The sequence below is a fragment of the Georgenia sp. Z1344 genome (genome assembly GCF_049856295.1).
Classification (GTDB): Bacteria; Actinomycetota; Actinomycetes; order Actinomycetales; family Actinomycetaceae; genus JB111.
The window spans coordinates 126,492-143,380 of the sequence record NZ_JBNDMZ010000006.1; the positions used below are offsets into that span (position 1 = coordinate 126,492).

Annotated in this window: 13 protein-coding genes and 1 tRNA gene; 7 read left to right on the top strand and 7 right to left on the bottom strand. The window is 74.1% G+C overall.

Features of this window, described 5'->3' with window-relative positions; all coding sequences use genetic code 11:
* Positions 1–42: 42 nt before the first annotated feature.
* From ACPYO6_RS08155 to ACPYO6_RS08165, 3 genes are all read left to right on the top strand, one after another.
* Positions 43–1,314 (top strand): aspartate kinase, encoded by a 1,272-nt coding sequence (locus ACPYO6_RS08155; protein WP_425714359.1) that lies wholly within the window; start codon positions 43–45, stop codon positions 1,312–1,314.
* The gene (locus ACPYO6_RS08160) at positions 1,311–2,363 is read left to right on the top strand and encodes an aspartate-semialdehyde dehydrogenase (protein WP_425714360.1); all 1,053 of its coding nucleotides are present in this window, start codon (positions 1,311–1,313) and stop codon (positions 2,361–2,363) included. Before ACPYO6_RS08155 ends, ACPYO6_RS08160 begins: the two co-directional genes overlap by 4 nt.
* A 205-nt stretch (positions 2,364–2,568) precedes the next feature.
* Positions 2,569–4,665 carry an acyltransferase family protein gene (locus tag ACPYO6_RS08165; protein ID WP_425714361.1) on the top strand — a complete coding sequence of 699 codons (2,097 nt, stop codon included), beginning with the start codon at positions 2,569–2,571 and terminating at the stop codon, positions 4,663–4,665.
* 382 nt (positions 4,666–5,047) lie between these two features.
* Here ACPYO6_RS08165 and ACPYO6_RS08170 read toward each other — a convergent pair.
* From ACPYO6_RS08170 to ACPYO6_RS08180, 3 genes are all read right to left on the bottom strand, one after another.
* Positions 5,048–5,124, bottom strand: a tRNA-Pro gene (locus ACPYO6_RS08170).
* Positions 5,125–5,295: 171 nt separating this feature from the next.
* On the bottom strand, positions 5,296–6,294 hold the full coding sequence (locus ACPYO6_RS08175) for a metallophosphoesterase (RefSeq protein WP_425714362.1): 999 nt from the start codon (positions 6,292–6,294) through the stop codon (positions 5,296–5,298).
* Complete coding sequence (locus ACPYO6_RS08180; RefSeq protein WP_425714363.1) at positions 6,294–8,744, bottom strand: transglycosylase domain-containing protein; 2,451 nt, start codon at positions 8,742–8,744, stop codon at positions 6,294–6,296. The genes ACPYO6_RS08175 and ACPYO6_RS08180 overlap by 1 nt, the downstream gene beginning before the upstream one ends.
* A gap of 206 nt (positions 8,745–8,950) precedes the next feature.
* On the opposite strand from ACPYO6_RS08180, the gene ACPYO6_RS08185 reads away from it, so the two are divergent.
* Genes ACPYO6_RS08185 through ACPYO6_RS08195 form a run of 3 tightly spaced genes read left to right on the top strand, consistent with a single transcriptional unit; the run spans position 8,951 to position 9,964 of the window.
* Positions 8,951–9,277 carry a WhiB family transcriptional regulator gene (locus ACPYO6_RS08185; protein WP_425714364.1) on the top strand — a complete coding sequence of 109 codons (327 nt, stop codon included), beginning with the start codon at positions 8,951–8,953 and terminating at the stop codon, positions 9,275–9,277.
* 55 nt (positions 9,278–9,332) lie between these two features.
* Positions 9,333–9,494 (top strand): DUF4177 domain-containing protein, encoded by a 162-nt coding sequence (locus ACPYO6_RS08190; RefSeq protein ID WP_425714365.1) that lies wholly within the window; start codon positions 9,333–9,335, stop codon positions 9,492–9,494.
* On the top strand, positions 9,494–9,964 hold the full coding sequence (locus tag ACPYO6_RS08195) for a RidA family protein (RefSeq protein WP_425714366.1): 471 nt from the start codon (positions 9,494–9,496) through the stop codon (positions 9,962–9,964). The genes ACPYO6_RS08190 and ACPYO6_RS08195 overlap by 1 nt, the downstream gene beginning before the upstream one ends.
* Before the next feature lie 118 nt (positions 9,965–10,082).
* Here ACPYO6_RS08195 and ACPYO6_RS08200 read toward each other — a convergent pair whose 3' ends face one another.
* Positions 10,083–10,760 (bottom strand): Crp/Fnr family transcriptional regulator, encoded by a 678-nt coding sequence (locus ACPYO6_RS08200; RefSeq protein ID WP_425714367.1) that lies wholly within the window; start codon positions 10,758–10,760, stop codon positions 10,083–10,085.
* A 109-nt stretch (positions 10,761–10,869) separates the two neighbouring features.
* Here ACPYO6_RS08200 and nth point away from each other — a divergent pair, with 109 nt between their 5' ends.
* Positions 10,870–11,574 (top strand): endonuclease III, encoded by a 705-nt coding sequence (nth, locus tag ACPYO6_RS08205; protein ID WP_425714368.1) that lies wholly within the window; start codon positions 10,870–10,872, stop codon positions 11,572–11,574.
* 23 nt (positions 11,575–11,597) lie between these two features.
* On the opposite strand, the gene acs is transcribed toward nth, so the two are convergent.
* From acs to ACPYO6_RS08220, 3 genes are all read right to left on the bottom strand, one after another.
* Positions 11,598–13,580: an acetate--CoA ligase gene (acs, locus tag ACPYO6_RS08210; protein WP_425714369.1), complete on the bottom strand. Its 1,983-nt coding sequence runs from the start codon at positions 13,578–13,580 to the stop codon at positions 11,598–11,600.
* A 58-nt stretch (positions 13,581–13,638) separates the two neighbouring features.
* On the bottom strand, positions 13,639–15,474 hold the full coding sequence (locus tag ACPYO6_RS08215) for a hypothetical protein (protein ID WP_425714370.1): 1,836 nt from the start codon (positions 15,472–15,474) through the stop codon (positions 13,639–13,641).
* A 117-nt stretch (positions 15,475–15,591) separates the two neighbouring features.
* Positions 15,592–16,707 (bottom strand): hypothetical protein, encoded by a 1,116-nt coding sequence (locus tag ACPYO6_RS08220; protein WP_425714371.1) that lies wholly within the window; start codon positions 16,705–16,707, stop codon positions 15,592–15,594.
* Between the last annotated feature and the right edge of the window lie 182 nt (positions 16,708–16,889).

Consider the following 16,889-nt stretch of genomic DNA (forward strand, 5'->3'; position numbering starts at 1 on the left):
CCTGACCGTCGGTCCACCGACGAGATCTTGGAGGCACCACCAGTGGCACGTGTCGTGCAGAAGTTCGGCGGATCCTCCGTCAGTGACGCCGAGGCGATGCGGCGGGTCGCCCGCCGGGTCGCCGCCACGCGGAAGGCTGGCCACGAGGTGGTGGTCGTCGTCTCCGCGATGGGTGACACGACGGACGACCTGCTCGACCTCGCCGGTCAGGTGACGGACGATCCGCCCGCCCGCGAGCTCGACATCCTCCTCACCGCGGGCGAGCGCATCTCGATGTCGCTCCTCGCGATGGCGTTGACCGCCGAGGGCGTGAGCGCCCGGTCCTACACGGGGCAGCAGGCCGGCCTCGTCACGGACACGTCCTACGGGCGCGCCTCGATCCTCAAGATGGCGCCCGGCCGGATCCTCAAGACCCTCGACGACGGGCAGGTCGCCATCGTCGCCGGGTTCCAGGGAGTCAACGAGAACAACGACGTCACCACGCTCGGCCGCGGCGGCTCCGACACGACCGCCGTGGCGCTCGCCGCCGCGCTGGACGCCGACGTCTGCGAGATCTTCTCCGACGTCGACGGCCTGTTCACCGCGGACCCGCGGATCGTGCCCAAGGCGCGGAAGATCGACCGGATCTCGTTCGAGGAGACCCTCGAGCTCGCGTCCCACGGCGCGAAGATCCTCCACCTGCGGGCCGTCGAGTTCGCCCGCCGCTACGGCGTGCCGCTGCACGTGCGCTCGTCGTTCTCGCACCTGGAGGGGACGCTGGTCACCTCCGAGAACACGTACGAAGGAGACGACATGGAAGAGCCGATCATCTCCGGCATCGCCCACGACCAGAGCCAGAGCAAGATCACGGTGGTCGACGTGCCGGACATCCCGGGCTCCGCGTCGCGCCTGTTCCGGGTCGTGGCCGCCGCCGAGGCGAACATCGACATGATCGTCCAGAACGTCTCCGCGAAGGCGACGGGGACGACGGACATCTCCTTCACGCTGCCGACCGACCAGGTCGCGGCCGCCCGCCGCGCGCTCGAGGCGGCGCGCGAGGAGATCGGCTACGGCGAGCTCCGCGCGGACGAGGAGGTCGGACTCCTCTCGCTGGTCGGCGCCGGCATGCGCTCGAACCCCGGCGTCTCCGCCCGGCTCTTCGACGCCCTGTACAACGCGGGCATCAACATCGAGATGATCTCGACGTCGGAGATCCGCATCTCCGTCGTCACCCGTTCGGAGGACCTCGAGGCCGCGGTGCGCGCCGTCCATACGGCCTTCGACCTGGACGCGGAGGACACCGAGGCGGTCGTGTACGGAGGGACCGGACGATGACGATGACAGGACTCAAGGTCGCGGTGGTCGGGGCGACCGGCCAGGTCGGGCGCGTCATGCGCGCGCTTCTCGAGCAGCGGGGGCTCACGCCGGAGCAGGTCCGGTTCGTCGCCACCGCGCGCTCGGCGGGCACGCGGCTGCCCTTCGCCGGTGGCGAGGTCGTGGTCGAGGACATCGAGACCGCCGAGCTCGCGGGCATCGACGTCGCCCTCTTCTCCGCCGGCGGCGGCACCTCGCGGACGTGGGCACCGAGGTTCGCCGAGGCCGGCGCCGTGGTGGTCGACAACTCCTCGGCGTTCCGCAAGGATCCCGAGGTGCCGCTGGTCGTGTCCGAGGTCAACCCGCACGCCGCGGCGAACCGCCCGCACGGCATCATCGCCAACCCCAACTGCACGACGATGGCCGCGATGCCCGCCCTCAAGGCGCTGCACGACGCCGCCGGGCTCGTCCGGCTCACCGTCACCAGCTACCAGGCCGTCTCCGGCTCCGGCGTGGCCGGCGTGAAGGAGCTGGCCGGCCAGATCCGTGCCGGAGTCGAGCAGGATTTCGAGGCGCTCGCGCTCGACGGCTCCGCGATCGACCTGCCGGTCCCCGAGGTCTACGCCGAGCCGATCGCCTTCAACGTGGTGGCCCTCGCCGGCAACCTCGTCGACGACGGCTCGCGGGAGACCGACGAGGAGCAGAAGCTGCGCAACGAGTCGCGCAAGATCCTCGAGCTGCCCGACCTGCGCGTGTCCGGCACCTGCGTGCGCGTGCCCACGTTCACCGGCCACGGGATGGCCGTCAACGCCGAGTTCGAGCGGGAGCTCACCCCCGAGCGCGCCCTCGAGGTGCTCGAGGCCGCCCCCGGCGTCGCGCTCGACGACCTGCCGACCCCGCTCAAGGGCACCGGCCGCGACGAGACGCTGGTCGGTCGCGTCCGCGCCGACGGTGCCGCGCCCGACGGGCACGGGATCGCGATGTTCGTGGTCGGCGACAACCTGCGCAAGGGTGCCGCCCTCAACACCGTCCAGATCGGGGAGCTCGTCGCCGCCGAGCTCGGCCGCTGAACCCGGACAGCCGCACGCGGCCCGTCCCTGCCGACCTCGGCAGGGACGGGCCGTTCGGCGTTCGCGGCCGGCCAGCTCTCGGTGCGTATGCGGTCCCCACCGACGGCACGCCGTAACCAGCGTGGCTGCTGTTACTCGTGTGACTCATGGTGTTCCATAGGGGGCGCCGCCCGGCGGGTGGTGTCGAACGGAGGGAGCACACGGCATGGCGATCGGTGGACGGATCCGGGGCCTGGACGGCCTGCGCGCGCTCGGCTGCGCGCTCGTCCTCGTCTACCACCTGCTGCCCGGGCTCGCCCCGGCGGGCAACGTGGGCGTCGACGTCTTCTTCGTCGTCTCGGGCTTCCTCATCACCACCCTGCTCGTGCGCGAGATCGGCCGCACGGGGTCCGTCGACGTCCCCGGATTCGTCGTCCGACGGGTCAGGCGCCTCGCCCCGGCCGTCGTCACGTGCGCGCTCGCCGTCACCGCACTCGCCGCGCTCGTGGGCGGCGACGTGCTCGTCCGGATCGGCCGCCAGCTCGTCGGCACCCTGACCTTCACCGCCAACTGGTTCCAGGTCGCCGACGGCCAGAGCTACTTCGACCAGCAGACCCCGGCGCTCCTCACCCACGCGTGGTCCCTCGGGGTCGAGCAGCAGTTCTACCTCGTGTGGCCACTCGCCCTGCTCCTCGTCTGGAAGGCGCCGCGCGGCATCCGCCCCTGGCTCGCGCTGACGATCGGCGCGGCCTCGGTCGCGCTGGCCGCCGGCCTCGGCGGCTCCCGCGCCTACCTCGGCACCGACACCCACCTCTACGGGCTCATGCTCGGCGCCGCGCTCGCCCTCGCGCTCGCCCCGGGCCGGCCGCGCAGCCGGGACGGCCTCTGGTACCCCGCCGGGCACCCCGCCCGCCGGAGCGCCGAGGGAACCGTCGGTCCGGTGCAGGCCGCCGTCCGCGGGGGCGCCGGTTGGGCTGCCCTGCTCGCCCTCGTCGTCCTCGCCGTCGTGGGTTCGGCCGCGAGCGACCTCGCCACCCCGTGGCTCCTGCTGGCCGCCTCGGTCCTCGCCGCCCTCGTGGTGCAGGCGATGACGCCCGCCGTCCTCGAGCAGCCGGCCGGGCGCACGCTCGTCCGCGTGCTCGAGCTGCCGCCGGTCGTCTGGCTCGGCGAGCGGTCGTACTCCATCTACCTGTGGCACTGGCCGCTCCTCGTCCTCGCCCAGGCGCAATGGCCCTACGCCGATCCCCGCCTCGTCGCCGCCGGCGTGCTCGCCGGCACCGTTCTCGCCGCCGAGGCGAGCTACCGGTGGGTCGAGACCCCCGTGCGACGCCTCGGCGTCCGCGGCGCCGCCGCCTCGCTCAGGCGCCGGTCTCTCACCCTCGGCGTGCCCGTGGTGGCCGCGTCCGCGGTCGTCCTCACCGGCACCGCGTGGGCGGTCGACCAGGCGCCCGACCGCACCTCGACCGAGGAGCTCTTCGCCTCCGGGCCCGGCACGGGCGGCGTGCGGACGTATCCGGCGCCCGGCGAGTCCGACGAGACCGGGGACGCCGGCGGGTCCGACGCCGGTGAGACCCCGGACGACGGCGCCGGCGACGGGTCTGCCGGGGCGGACGAGCACGGCCCGACCGGCGAGCCCGGCGGCGCCGAGGACCCGGCCGGAGAGAACCCGTCCGCCGAGGGGGAGCCCGGAACGACCGGCACGAGCCCCGACGACGACGAGCCCCCGTCCGGTGAGTCCCGCTCGGAGCAGGGCGAGCCGGGGCAGGGCGGGCGCGAGGGCGGCGAGAGCGCGTCCGGGGAGTCCCCCTCCGGAGACGGCGCGCCCAGCGCCGGGTCGGGTGTGGCCGGCGCCGACGTCAGCGTGGTCGGGGACTCCGTCACGCTCGCGTCCGGTCCGGCCATCGGCGAGGCGCTGCCCGGCGTGACCGTCGACGCGGAGGTCTCCCGCTCGTTCGGCTCCGAGGTGGGGATCGTCGAGCAGATGGCTCGGGCCGGCACGCTCGCCGACCACGTGGTCGTGGCCGGCGCGACGAACGGGACCGTCCGCGAGTCCGAGATCGACCAGCTGGTCGAGGCCGCGGGGGACAGGTGCGTCGTCCTCGTCACCGGCTACGGGCAGGACAGCGCGACCTGGATCCCGGAGGCGAACGGGGCGATCCACGAGTCGGCCGAGCGGCACGAGAGCGTCGTCGTCGCCGACTGGCACGCCGCCGTCGAGGACGATCCGGAGCTCGTCGGCCAGGACCACATCCACCCGGGCAACGACGGCGCGCGGCAGTACGCGGCGACCGTCGACCAGGCGCTCGGATCCTGCCCCTCCTAGCACATTCCGGCGCCGCGCGCAGCGGCTGAGCGTGGGCAGAGGTCTCTCCTCCTCGGGACGGAGACTTCCGGCCGGGAATTCACCCTCGTGAGGGTGAGGTGCGGACCGGGCGGAAGGCAAGATGGGTTGTGGGCGCGGGGGCGTCCGCAGCAGTACACCGTGGCGCGTCCCGGACGATCCGGGGGGACAGCCGGGATGCGCCACGGATCTGCTTCCGCCGTCCGGACGGGTCGCAGGGGGACTCGTCGGGACAGCGCAGATCTTCACGAGGGGCCGCAGGCACACAGCCTGCGGCCCCTCGTTCGTGTCCGGGACTCGTCGTGGGGCCACGCATGACGAAGGGCCGCCTCCCTGCCTCTCGGCAGGCCGACGGCCCTCCAGCTGGTCGGGGTGACAGGATTTGAACCTGCGACCTCTTCGTCCCGAACGAAGCGCGCTACCAAGCTGCGCCACACCCCGTGGCAACCGGACCAGAATACCCGCTCGACCGGCACCCGCCTGCCGCCGACCAGGTGGCACGCCACACATGCCGCGGCGGCGTGACGCCCGTTCGCGCCGGTCCCTGCCCGGCCGGCGATGCCCACCGGTCGTGGCACACCGGGCAACGGCCACCCGGGCAGCGGCCCGGACTCAGCCCTCTCCGCGGGGCGTGACGAGCGTGAGCACGGTGGCCTCCGGCCGGCACGCGAACCGCACCTGGGCGTAGGGGCTCGTGCCGAGGCCGGCCGAGACGTGCAGCCAGGTCGAGACCTCCCCGCCCTTGCGGTCCGGGCGCTCCCCGGGCCAGCCGTGCAGCCCGGACGCGCGCCCGGTGTCGAGGTCGCAGTTCGTCACGAGCGCCCCGTAGAAGGGCACGCGCACCTGCCCGCCGTGCGTGTGCCCGGCGAGGATGAGGTCGCAGCCGTCGTCGGCCATGTCGTCGAGCACGCGCGTGTAGGGCGCGTGGGTGACGCCGAGGTGGACGCTCGGCCCCTCGGGCACCTCCGCCGCCTCGGCGTCGGGGGCGGGGAAGCGGTCCCGGTCCAGGTGGGGGTCGTCCACGCCGACCGCGGTCACGCGCACGCCGCGCACCTCGACCGATCCCCGGCGGTTGGTCAGGTCGACCCACGCCCCCGAGGTGAGCATCGCGCGCAGCTCGTCGGTCGGCAGCGGCGTCGTCGGCGGGTGGTCCTCCTCGTCCTCGGAGGAAGGGCCCGCGAGGTAGCGCAGGGGGTTGCGCCAGCGCGGGGCGACGTAGTCGTTCGATCCGAACACCACCAACCCCGGCACGTCGAGGAAGCCGCCGAGCGCCTGGCGCAGGGGCTCGATCGCGTCGGGCGAGGCGATGAGGTCACCGGTGACCACGACGAGGTCGACCTCGACGTCCTTGAGCGAGCGCAGCCAGCGCAGCTTGGCTCGCTGGGTGGGCAGCAGGTGGAGGTCCGAGAGGTGGAGGATCCGCAGCGGCTCGCTGCCGGCGGTCAGGGTCGTCACGCGGTCGTGCCGCAGCGTGAACATCCGGGTCTCGGCCAGGCCCCACGTGGCCACGCCCGCGGGAACGGCGGCCAGGGCGTACGGCCACGCCGCGCGTCCGACCGTGGCGGCCCCCCGGCCGACGCTGCGCAGGACGCCGCGCCAGGGTGCGGCCATCAGTCGTCACCGCCCGACGGCGCCTCGGTGGTCGGGTCCTCGTCCTCGTCCTCGTCCGGTGGCTCCGTGGTGGGATCCGGCGTGGTCGGCGGCTCGGAGCTCGGCTCCTCGCTCGCCGGGCCCGAGGACGGGTAGATGTTGACGGTCGACCCGCGCGGCGCGGACGAGCCGGCGGCGGGGCTGCTCGCCGCGACGCCGCCCGCGCGCCACTCGGACGAGCGCTCGGCGCCCACGCTCACCTCGAAGCCCGCGCGTTCGAGGAGGGTCGTCGCGTCGTCGACCGAGTATCCGACGACGTCGGGCACGGCGACGCTGGGTTCGTCGTCGTCGTCCGAGGTGGAGGGCCGGTTCGCTGTCGCGTCCGGGAACTGCAGCACCGGCTCGCCCTCGAGGGCGCGGTTCGTGTACTCGGAGAACACCATCGCCGGGTAGAGACCGCCGTAGACCTCGGGGTGGAACTGGCCGTTGATCGTCGAGTCGAACATCGACTCGTTGGAGTCGATGTGGCCCATCCAGATCGCTGTGGCGAGCTGGGGGGTGTACCCGGAGAACCAGGCGGCGGCGTCGGCGTTGGCGGTACCGGTCTTGCCGGCCGCCGGACGGTTGTCCTCGAGCACGGCGTTGGACCCGGTGGCCGTGGGCTGGACGACCGACTCCAGGGCCGTCGTCACCTCCGCCGCCACCTCCGGCGCGAGGACCTCCGCGCAGTTCGAGGGCGGCACCGGCACGTCGTTGCCGGCCGAGTCGGTGACCTCGAGGATCGCGACGGGGTCGCAGTGCACGCCCCCGGCGGCGAGGGTCGCGAACGCCTCGGCGATCTGCAGGGGCGTGTTCTGGTTCGTGCCGAGCACCATCGAGGGGCGCGGCATCATCTCGGTGCCGTTGGCCTGGGTGTCGATGCCCATCGCGGCCGTCGTGTCGAGGATCGCGCACAGGTCCATGTCCGCGGCCATCTCGATGAACGGGGTGTTGATCGAGCGGGCCGTGGCGTCCCGCACGGTGACCATGCCGTTGGCGGCGCCGAGGCCGCTCTCGAGGTTGCCGGGCTCGTAGTTGTCCCGCAGCTCCGGGGCGCACGAGATGTTCCACTCCCCGCGGGGGAACATGCGGTCGGTGGCGTTGACGCGGTCACGGATCGAGTGACCGGAGTTCACCCACTCGACGAGGGTGAACGTCTTGAACAGCGACCCCGTGAGGAAGCCGTTGCCGCCGCCGCGGTCCGTGCCGACGTTGAGGTTGATGAGCGTGGCGTCCTGGTCCGTCTCCGTCGGTGGCCCGTAGTTCGTGTTCTGGACCATGGCCTGGATGCGTCCGGTGCCGGGCTCGATCGAGCTGAGCGCCATCCGGATGTCCGAGGGGTCCGTGACGGGGACGTTCGCGGTCACCGTCTCGTAGGCCGCGGCCTGCCGCTCGAGGTCGATGGTGGTCGTGATGGTCAGGCCGCCGCGGTAGAGCATCCCCTGCCGGTCGGCCAGCGACTCGCCCCACGACTCGTTCGCGAGGAGCTCCTTGACCACGTAGTCGCAGAAGTAGGCGGCGTTGCCGGCGGCCCCGCACCCGTTCTGGGTGTAGGTGACGTCGAGCATCTCCTCGACCGGGGTGCCCACCGCCTCCTCGTGCTGCTCGTCGGTGATGTACTCGAGCCGCAGCATGTTGTCGAGGACGAGGTTGCGGCGGACCTCCGCGTTGTCCGGGTGCGCGACCGGGTCCCAGCGGGCCGGGGACTGCGTGATGCCTGCCAGCAGGGCCGACTCGGCGACGCTCATCTCGGCGGCCGAGTGGTTGAAGTAGTGCTGCGCCGCCGACTCCACGCCGTAGACCGAGGGACCGAACTGGGCGATGTTGAGGTAGCCCGTGAGGATCTGGTCCTTCGACTGCTGCTGCTCGAGCGCGATGGCGAGCTGCGCCTCGCGGAGCTTGCGGCCGAGCGAGGTCTCGACCGCGCCCTCGATGGCCTCCGCATCGCCGGACCGGCGGCCCTGCTCGATGAGGAGGTTCTTCACGTACTGCTGCGTGAGGGTCGACGCCCCGGCGAGCGCGCCGCCGGTGAGGTTGTTGACGGTCGCCCGCATGATGCCCTGGAGGTCGACCCCGTTGTGCTCGTAGAACCGCTCGTCCTCGATCGCCACCACGGCGTTCTTCATGTCGGCGTCGATCGCCTCGGACTCGACGATGATCCGGTTCTCCGCGTAGAACGTGCTGAGCACCGTGCCGTCGGAGGCGAGGATCGTCGACCGCTCGGAGGGCTCGGGGATGCCGAGCTCGGCCGGCAGGTCGCTGAACAGCTCCGTCCCGGCCCGCGTGACCTGGCCCGTCGTCGCCACGGCCGGCAGCACGAGCGCCGCGCTCAGCAGGCCCCCCATCACCGAGACCAGGACGAACGCGAGCAGCGTGACGATCGCCTGGTCCACGCGCAGGGCGCGACGGGGCCGTGAGGAGCTGCGACTCATGTGCGTCAGGGTACGCAGCGCGGTGCCCGTCGGGGTGAGCGACAGGTCACGCGGGGGAGAGGACTTCGTGGCGAATTGGTCTCATCTGTGAGAATGGGTCTTCCCATAACCCAGGAATCCGGGCTACTTTCGGCGGGTCGCGTTTCGTTCCGGCAACGTCCGTCCCGGTTCGTCGCGGCACCGGCTGCAAAGAAAGGTGTATCGCGTTGAGTGACGCAAGCTGGACGATGAGGGCAGCGTGCGCTGATCTGGACCCCGACGTGCTGTTCGCCGAGGGCCCCGCGCAACGACAGGTCCGGTCCGTGTGCTTCGCCTGCCCCGTCCGACTCGAGTGCCTGGCCGACGCGCTGGAGGCGGGACCGGTCCAGGGCGTGTGGGGCGGTCTCACCGAGCGCGAGCGCCGCGCGCTGCAGCGCCGGTACCCCGCCGTCACCTCCTGGAGCGAGGCCCTGCGGCGCGAGGACGACGCCGTCATCGCGCAGCTCAGCCAGGCCGAGGCTCCGCGCCTCCTCATGGCGCGCGCCACCAGCTGACCCACCGGGCGGTCGGCAGGTGCCCCCGGAGGTCCCGCCGCCATAGGATCGGCGCATGACTACCTGGGAGTACGCGACCATCCCGCTCATCAGCCACCAGACCAAGGCGATCCTCGACCAGTGGGGCGCCGACGGCTGGGAGCTCGTCCAGATCGTCCCCGGCCCCGAGGGCACCACGAACCCGGTGGCCTACCTCAAGCGTCCGACGGGCGCCTGATGGGCGCCGAGGCCCGCCTGGCCGAGCTGGGGATCCAGCTGCCGCCGGTCGCCACCCCGGTCGCCGCCTACGTCCCCGCCGTGCGGACCGGCACGCACGTCCAGACCTCGGGCCAGCTTCCCGTCGTCGGCGGCGAACCCACGCACGTCGGCCTCGTCGGCGCCGGTGTCTCGCCCGAGGACGCCTACGCCGCCGCTCGCACGGCCACGCTCAACGCCCTGGCAGCGGTCCGCTCGCTCACCGGGTCGCTCGACGCGATCACGCGGGTCGTCAAGGTGACCGGCTTCGTCGCCTCCGATCCCGGCTTCACCGGGCAGCCCCAGGTCGTCAACGGCGCCTCCGAGCTGCTCGGGGAGATCTTCGGCGACCTCGGCACGCACTCGCGCTCCGCGGTCGGGGTCGCGGTGCTCCCGCTGGGTGTCCCCGTCGAGGTCGAGCTGCTCGTCGAGGTCTCGCCCGACGAGGCCTGAGCCCGGCCCGTAGGCGCCCACCCGCGCACGGCGGCGGAACCTGCGCGGGACGACGGGACCCATGCACGACGACGGCGCCCCGGCCCGCAGGCCGGGGCGCCGTCACGCCGTGGTCGGGTCAGCGGGCGCGGCGGCGCAGGCGCTCGATGTCGAGGAGCAGCACGGCGCGACCCTCGAGGCGGATCCAGCCGCGGGAGACGAAGTCGGCGAGCGACTTGTTGACCGTCTCGCGGGAGGCGCCGACCAGCTGGGCCAGCTCCTCCTGGGTGAGGTCGTGGGGGACGTGGACGCCCTCGGAGGTCGACTCGCCGAACCGGTCGGCGAGGTCGAGCAGTGCCTTGGCCACGCGACCCGGCACGTCGGAGAACACGAGGTCGCCGAGCGCGGTGTTCGTGCGGCGCAGGCGCTGGGCCAGCGAGCGCAGGAGGCGCTTGCCCAGGCCCGGACGGGTGTCGATGTACTCCATGAGGTCGCGGTGCTCGAGGACGAGCATCCGGGTCGGCGCCACAGCGGTCGCCGTCGTCGAGCGGGGTCCCGGGTCGAACAGGGTGAGCTCGCCGAGGAGCTCGCCGGGGCCGAGCACCGCCAGGAGGTTCTCGCGGCCGTCGGCCGAGCGGTGCCCGACCTTCACCTTGCCGTCGAGGAGGATGTACATCCGGTCGCCGGGCTCACCCTCTCGGAACAGGATCTCCCCACGGCGCAGCTTGATCTGCCCCATGACCTGCAACAGGGCGGCGCGATCGGCCTCCTCGAGGTCCTCGAACAGCGGGACCGAGTCGATGACGTCACCATCCACGGCGCTTCTCCTTCTTCTCGCGGCGGCAGTACCTCGGGGCACTACCTCCCCATCCTGCCATCACCTGTGACGCGGGGCACCCAGCCTCGCCGCGACGTACCATCGCTTCGTGGTCCGGGGATCTGCGCAGACGGCCGCCGAGGTGTCGGTCGGACGCCGCGAACGAGGTGGTGCGGGCCGTGGCGGCGGCACCCGGCGCGGTCGGGAGATCGACGCCGCGCTGCAGCGCGCCTACCCGGACGCCCGCTGCGCCCTCGACCACCGCAACGCGTTCGAGCTGCTCGTGGCCACCGTGCTGTCGGCGCAGACCACGGACGAACGGGTCAACACCGTCACCCCCGAGCTGTTCGACCGGTGGCCCACGCCCGCCGATCTCGCCGCCGCGTCCGAGGACGACGTGCGCGCCGTCGTGCGCGTCCTCGGGTTCCAGGCGCGGCGGGCGGGCCAGCTGATCGGTCTGGCCGCCGCCCTCGAGCGTGACCACGCGGGGGAGGTCTCCGCCGACCGGGACGCCCTGACCGCGCTGCCCGGGGTCGGGCGCAAGACCGCCCACGTCGTCCTCGGCAACGTCTTCGACGTCCCGGCGATCACGGTCGACACCCACGTGGGCCGGCTCGCGCGGCGCCTCGGGCTCACTGCGGCGGACGCGCCCCTCGCCGTCGAGAAGGACCTGGCCCGCGAGCTCCCGGAGGCGGACTGGACCTTCGCCTGTCACCGGCTCATCGCCCACGGGCGCGCCGTGTGCACGTCGCGCGCGCCCGCCTGCGGCGCGTGCGTGCTCGCGGACCTCTGCCCCCGCGTCGGGGTGGTCTGACCCGGGGGCAGAGGTCCGGGCCGTCAGGCCTGGGACATCCCCTTGGCGATCTGGTCCATCACCGTGGTGTCGGCCAGCGTCGTCACGTCGCCGGCGTCGCGGCCCTCGGCCACGTCGCGCAGCAGGCGCCGCATGATCTTCCCCGAGCGGGTCTTCGGCAGCTCGGCGACGACGTGGACGGTGCGCGGGCGCGCGATCGGGCCGATCTGGGTGGCGACGTGCGTCCGCAGCTCGGCGACGACGTCGGCGCCCTCCCCGACCTCGTCCGCCTCGTGGACCGCGTCCCCGCGCAGGATGACGAACGCGACGACGGCCTGGCCGGTCGTGTCGTCGCTCGCGCCGACCACCGCGGCCTCGGCGACCTTGGGGTGCGAGACGAGGGACGACTCGATCTCGGTGGTCGAGAGGCGGTGCCCGGACACGTTCATCACGTCGTCGACCCGGCCGAGGAACCAGATGTCGCCGCGGTCGTCCTTCCGGGCGCCGTCGCCGGCGAAGTAGCGGCCCGGGAACCGCGACCAGTACGTGTCGACGAAGCGCTGCGGGTCGCCCCAGATGCCGCGCGTCATCGACGGCCACGGGGCGGTCAGTGCGAGGTAGCCGCCCTGGCCGTTGCTCACGACCTCGCCCGCGTCGTCGAGGACCTCCGCCGAGATGCCGGGCAGGGGCTGGGTCGCGGAGCCGGGCTGCGTCTCGGTGACGCCGGGCAGCGGGGCGATCATGATGGCGCCGGTCTCGGTCTGCCACCACGTGTCGACGATCGGGGTGCGCTCGCCGCCGATGACGCGGCGGTACCACATCCACGCCTCGGGGTTGATGGGCTCGCCGACGCTGCCGAGCAGCCGCAGGCTCGTGAGGTCGAACTTCCCCGGGACCTCCTCGCCCCACTTCATGCACGTGCGGATCGCGGTCGGGGACGTGTACAGGAGCGTGACGCCGTACCGCTCGACGATCTCCCACCAGCGGCCCTGGTGCGGGGCGTCGGGCGTGCCCTCGTAGACCACCTGCGTGGCGCCGTCGGCGAGGGGGCCGTAGGTGACGTACGAGTGCCCGGTGACCCAGCCGACGTCGGCCGTGCACCAGTAGACGTCCTGGCCCGGCTTGTGGTCGAACACGTTGCGGAACGTGTACTGCGACTGGGTGAGGTAGCCGCCGGTCGTGTGGAGGATGCCCTTCGGCTTCCCCGTGGTGCCCGAGGTGTAGAGGATGAACAGCGGGTGCTCGGCCTCGACGGCGACCGGCTCGTGGGTGGCCGGCGCGGCGGCGAGGGCCTCGGCCCACTCGACGTCGCGGCCATCGGTCCAGTCCGTGTCCTGGCCCGTGCGGCGCACCACGAGCACGTGCTCGACGTTCGTGCCGCCCTTGGCCAGCGCGTCGTCGACGGCCCGCTTGAGGGGGAGCTGCTTGCCGCGCCGCCAGCCGCCGTCGGCCGTGATGACGAGCCGGGCGTCGCCGTCGATGATCCGCGAGTGGAGGGCGTCGGCCGAGAACCCGCCGAACACGACCGAGTGCACGGCGCCGATCCGCGCGCAGGCGAGCATCGCGACGACGGCCTCGGGGATCATCGGCAGGTAGATCGCCACGCGGTCCCCGGTGGTGACACCGAGCGCCTCCAGCGCACCCGCGGCGCGCGAGACCTGCTCGAGCAGCTCCGCGTAGGTGAGGTCGTAGCGGTCGCCCGGCTCGCCCTCGAAGTGGATGGCCACGCGGTCGCCGTTGCCGGCCGCCACGTGCCGGTCGACGGCGTTCTCGCACGCGTTGAGCGTGCCGTCGGCGAACCAGCGGGCGACGGGCGCGCCCGACCAGTCGAGGGACTCGGTGGGCACCGTGCGCCAGGTGAGCAGGTCGCGGGCCTGGTCGAGCCAGAACGCCTCGCGGTCGGCGGCGGCGCGCTCGTAGAGCTCCGCGCCGGCGTTTGCCTGTGCGGTGAAGTCCGGGTCGGGCGCGAACGTCCGCGTCTCGGTGAGGAGGTTGTCCACGCCGCCGGTCAGGTCGTCGGTCGTCAATTCGGGGCCCCTTTGCCGTTGCGGGCCACGCGGGCCCGGTTCGTGTCCGGGAACGAGCCTAGCCCCGGGGCCGGGTGGCGCGCTGCTCCTCCGCGGCGAAGACGCCCTCCGCGCGGCCGGCCCTGCGCGCCCCGTGCGTGGCGGCGGCGACGCCGACGAGCGCGAGCCCGTACAGCAGCAGACGGCCCGACGATCCGTCGGTGACGAGGTGGGCGGCCACGTTCTCGCCGAGCGCGCCGACCCCCGAGAGGTCGCTGATCCCGTCGAGGACCGGCTGGATCAGGTCGGACAGCGGGCCGGGCACGACGAGCCAGGCGGCGCCGAGCAGCGTGCCCACGACTCCCCACACCCAGGCGCCGATCGAGCTGACCCGGGAGAGGAGGACGAGGAGCAGGACGAGGACGGCGCCCGCCCCGAGCTCCGCCACGTGCTCGACGACGACGTCGCCGGTCACCCAGGCGGTGTTCTCGCCGTTGGTGAGCCGACGGCCCGCGTCGGTGACGAGGTACCAGGCGACCGGGGCGAGGACGAGCGAGGCGAGGAGGACCCACAGGTGGGTGCCGGCGCCACGGCTCGGCGGGGTGTCCTGGGGGGCGTCCCCGCGCCAGGTGTCGGGCAGTCCGTCCTCGGTCGAGCGTCGGTCGGTGGTCCGGCCCGTGGTCCGGGCGTCGGCCGAGGTGGCGCCGGCGGCGGTCCCGCTCGCGGCCCCGGCGGCCGTGCCCTCGGGCGTGCGGCGGCCGCGGGCGGCGAGGCCGGCGGCACCGGTGGCGAGCGTGGCGGTCGCCGCGCCGGAGCCGGTCCCCGGGTCGTCGGTGGTGGCGTCGCCGGCGGCATCCGGTGTGCGGGTCGTGGCTGTCCCGTCGGAATCGGCGGACCCGGCGGCGTGCCCGGTGGCCGAGTCGGCGGACCCGGCGCTGCTGCCGCTGCGGGCGACGGCCGCGCGGGACGCGGCGAACAGCGGCGTCCAGGAGTCGTCGTCGTCCGAGGTGTCGTCGCCCGAGGTGTCGGTGTCGGAGGGCTCGGCGGCGGACGCGTCGATGGCCTCCGAGCCGTCGGCCGGGGAGTCGTCGTCGGCCGTGGCGGTCGCTGCGCCCGTCGCGGTCGCACCGGCGGCGGTCGCACCGGCGGCCCCGGTACCGGTGGGGCGGTCGGTGGCGGTGGGGACCCCGTCGCCGCCGGAGGCGAAGGCAGCGTCCCAGCTGTCGGCGTCGACGTCGTCCTCGGTGGGCGATGCGTCGCCGGGTGCGTGGATAGCCGTGCTGGCGGCGTCCGCGTCCCCGGTCTGGTCCTGCGCGGGGCCGTCCAGCGGCCGGGTCTCGTCGCCGTCGGGAGCCGTCATCGGCCGCGTCTCGTTCGTGTCGACGGCCCGGGTGTCGTCTCCGGCACCGCCCTGCGGGTGCTCGTCGAGGTCCTCGCCGGTGGGTGCGGGCGGGGCGTCGATCGACGTCTCCCATGCCTCCGCCGGGTCGGCTGCGCGCGCACCGCTCCCGGTCGCGCCGTGCGGGGCCTGGTCGTCCACCGGGACCGCGTCGTCGGTCTGCGGCTCGTCGGTCTGCGGCTCGTCGGTCTGCGACTCGTCGGCGTGAGTGGCCGGGATCGCGCCGGGCTCGTCGACCTGCGCGTCGGGGGCCACCTCGACCTCGTCGACCGGCGCGGTGGCGTCGTCGGCGGGTGGGACGTCGCGGGGTGCGTCGTCGTCGGGGGCGTTCGTGCCTTCCACGGACCGCTCCGCCTCGTCGGACCCGACCGCCGGCATGCGCGCGAGGGTGTCGTCCCCGCCGTGCGGACGGAGCCGCTCGGGGGAGGAGGTGGGCAGGAGGGCGCGGCGCCGGGCCGCCGCGAGCTCGTCGTCGGCCGACGTGCGCGACCCGTCCGTGCTCGGGTTGTCCGTCACCGTGACTGCCTCCTCGGCCTGGCGTGGGTACGGCGGGACCGCCTCCCACCGCTCGTCACGCCACGCTACGACCGCACCCGGCACGCGCCGCGGAGGCGCCCCGGCGCGTTGCGGGCGTCACACGCGGCGGGAGCGTGCCTGCCGCGCGGCACGGGAGACCTGGGCGATGGCCATCTCGGTGCGCTCGTAGCGTTTGCCCGAGCGGCGCGCCCAGTGCGCCCCCGAGACCCCCATCGCCAGCACGATGCCGAGGACGAGGAGCGTGCCGTCCGCCAGCGCGCTCGAGGACTGCCCGGGGTCCAGCTCGACCGGGGAGGGGCCGGTGCCCAGGAGCGAGGTGTGCAGGAGGCAGAGCACGACGAGCAGGCCGCCGGCGATCTGCCCGCCGATCGAGGAGATGCCGGCGGTGGCCGCGCAGGCGGCGAGGACGAGCGCGCCCAGGAGAAGGAGCCACGACGTCCATCCGTTGCCGTCCGGCACGCCCGGCGACGCGAGAGCGACGAGCCACGCGCCCAGTGCCCCGAGGGCGACGGCCGGCGCGGTGGCGAGGACGTGGTCGCCGCGGCGCGGGCGCTCGTGGCCGGTCGTCGCCTCGGCGCGCTCGTCCGACCGGCCGTTGCGGCGGGCGATCGAGGTCCCGATCGCGACGCCCGCGACGAGGACGACCGCGACCGTGGCCGTCCCGTGCTCGGCGAGGACGCGCAGGCCGTCCGCGGCCCGGCGGAACGGCGCGGCGACCTCGGCCTGCGCGAGCCGGTCCGACGAGAGCGAGACCACGAGCCAGGCGCCGAGCGCGTACAGCCAGGACGTGAGGGAGGAGAAGACGGCCGTCGCCCACCCGACGAGCCAGCTGAGCGTGAGGGCCGCGAGGGTGAGGCCGAGGAGCGCGGCTGTCGGGCCGAGCGCGGTACCCGTACCGGACGCCGCGACCACCCGGTCCGAGGCCCACGGCAGGACCGCGAGGACCCCGACCGTGCCGGGGACCAGGAGGATCGCGAACACGACGGCCCAGGCGTGCTGGGGCAGCCGGGTGCGGCGCCGGTACGGGCGGCTGCGACGGGCGCGTCCGGCCGAGGTCGCGCCGGTGCGGGCGGCTCGCGTGCCGGTGGCACCGGGGGTGGTGGCTCCTGCTGTGGTGGCGTCACCCGTGTCGGGGCGGGGCGGGGCGCCGTCGGTCTCGTCGGGCGTCTCCGCGGACTCCGGAGTGGGAGGGACTCCCGACGGCGACGACATCGAGCACTGGCCCTCCGGTCGGGCGCCCGCGGGTCGGGCGAGTCGGGACCAGGGTAGTCGCGCGGCCGAGGTGCCGAGCGACGCCGGGAGGGGGCCGTGCTCCCCGCCTCGACGGTTCTCCGGTCGGCGGCGCCGAGGTGGTCGGCGGGCGACCGGCGCACGGGCACGCGGGTCCACAGGGC

Bases quoted from the DNA above. Each gene is read 5' to 3' on its own strand.
- ACPYO6_RS08160 (WP_425714360.1), top strand. From the start codon at position 1,311: ATGACGATGACAGGACTCAAGGTCGCGGTGGTCGGGGCGACCGGCCAG.
- ACPYO6_RS08165 (WP_425714361.1), top strand. From the start codon at position 2,569: ATGGCGATCGGTGGACGGATCCGGGGCCTGGACGGCCTGCGCGCGCTC.
- ACPYO6_RS08175 (WP_425714362.1), bottom strand. From the start codon at position 6,294: ATGGCCGCACCCTGGCGCGGCGTCCTGCGCAGCGTCGGCCGGGGGGCC.
- ACPYO6_RS08180 (WP_425714363.1), bottom strand. From the start codon at position 8,744: ATGAGTCGCAGCTCCTCACGGCCCCGTCGCGCCCTGCGCGTGGACCAG.
- ACPYO6_RS08190 (WP_425714365.1), top strand. From the start codon at position 9,333: ATGACTACCTGGGAGTACGCGACCATCCCGCTCATCAGCCACCAGACC.
- ACPYO6_RS08195 (WP_425714366.1), top strand. From the start codon at position 9,494: ATGGGCGCCGAGGCCCGCCTGGCCGAGCTGGGGATCCAGCTGCCGCCG.
- ACPYO6_RS08220 (WP_425714371.1), bottom strand. From the start codon at position 16,707: ATGTCGTCGCCGTCGGGAGTCCCTCCCACTCCGGAGTCCGCGGAGACG.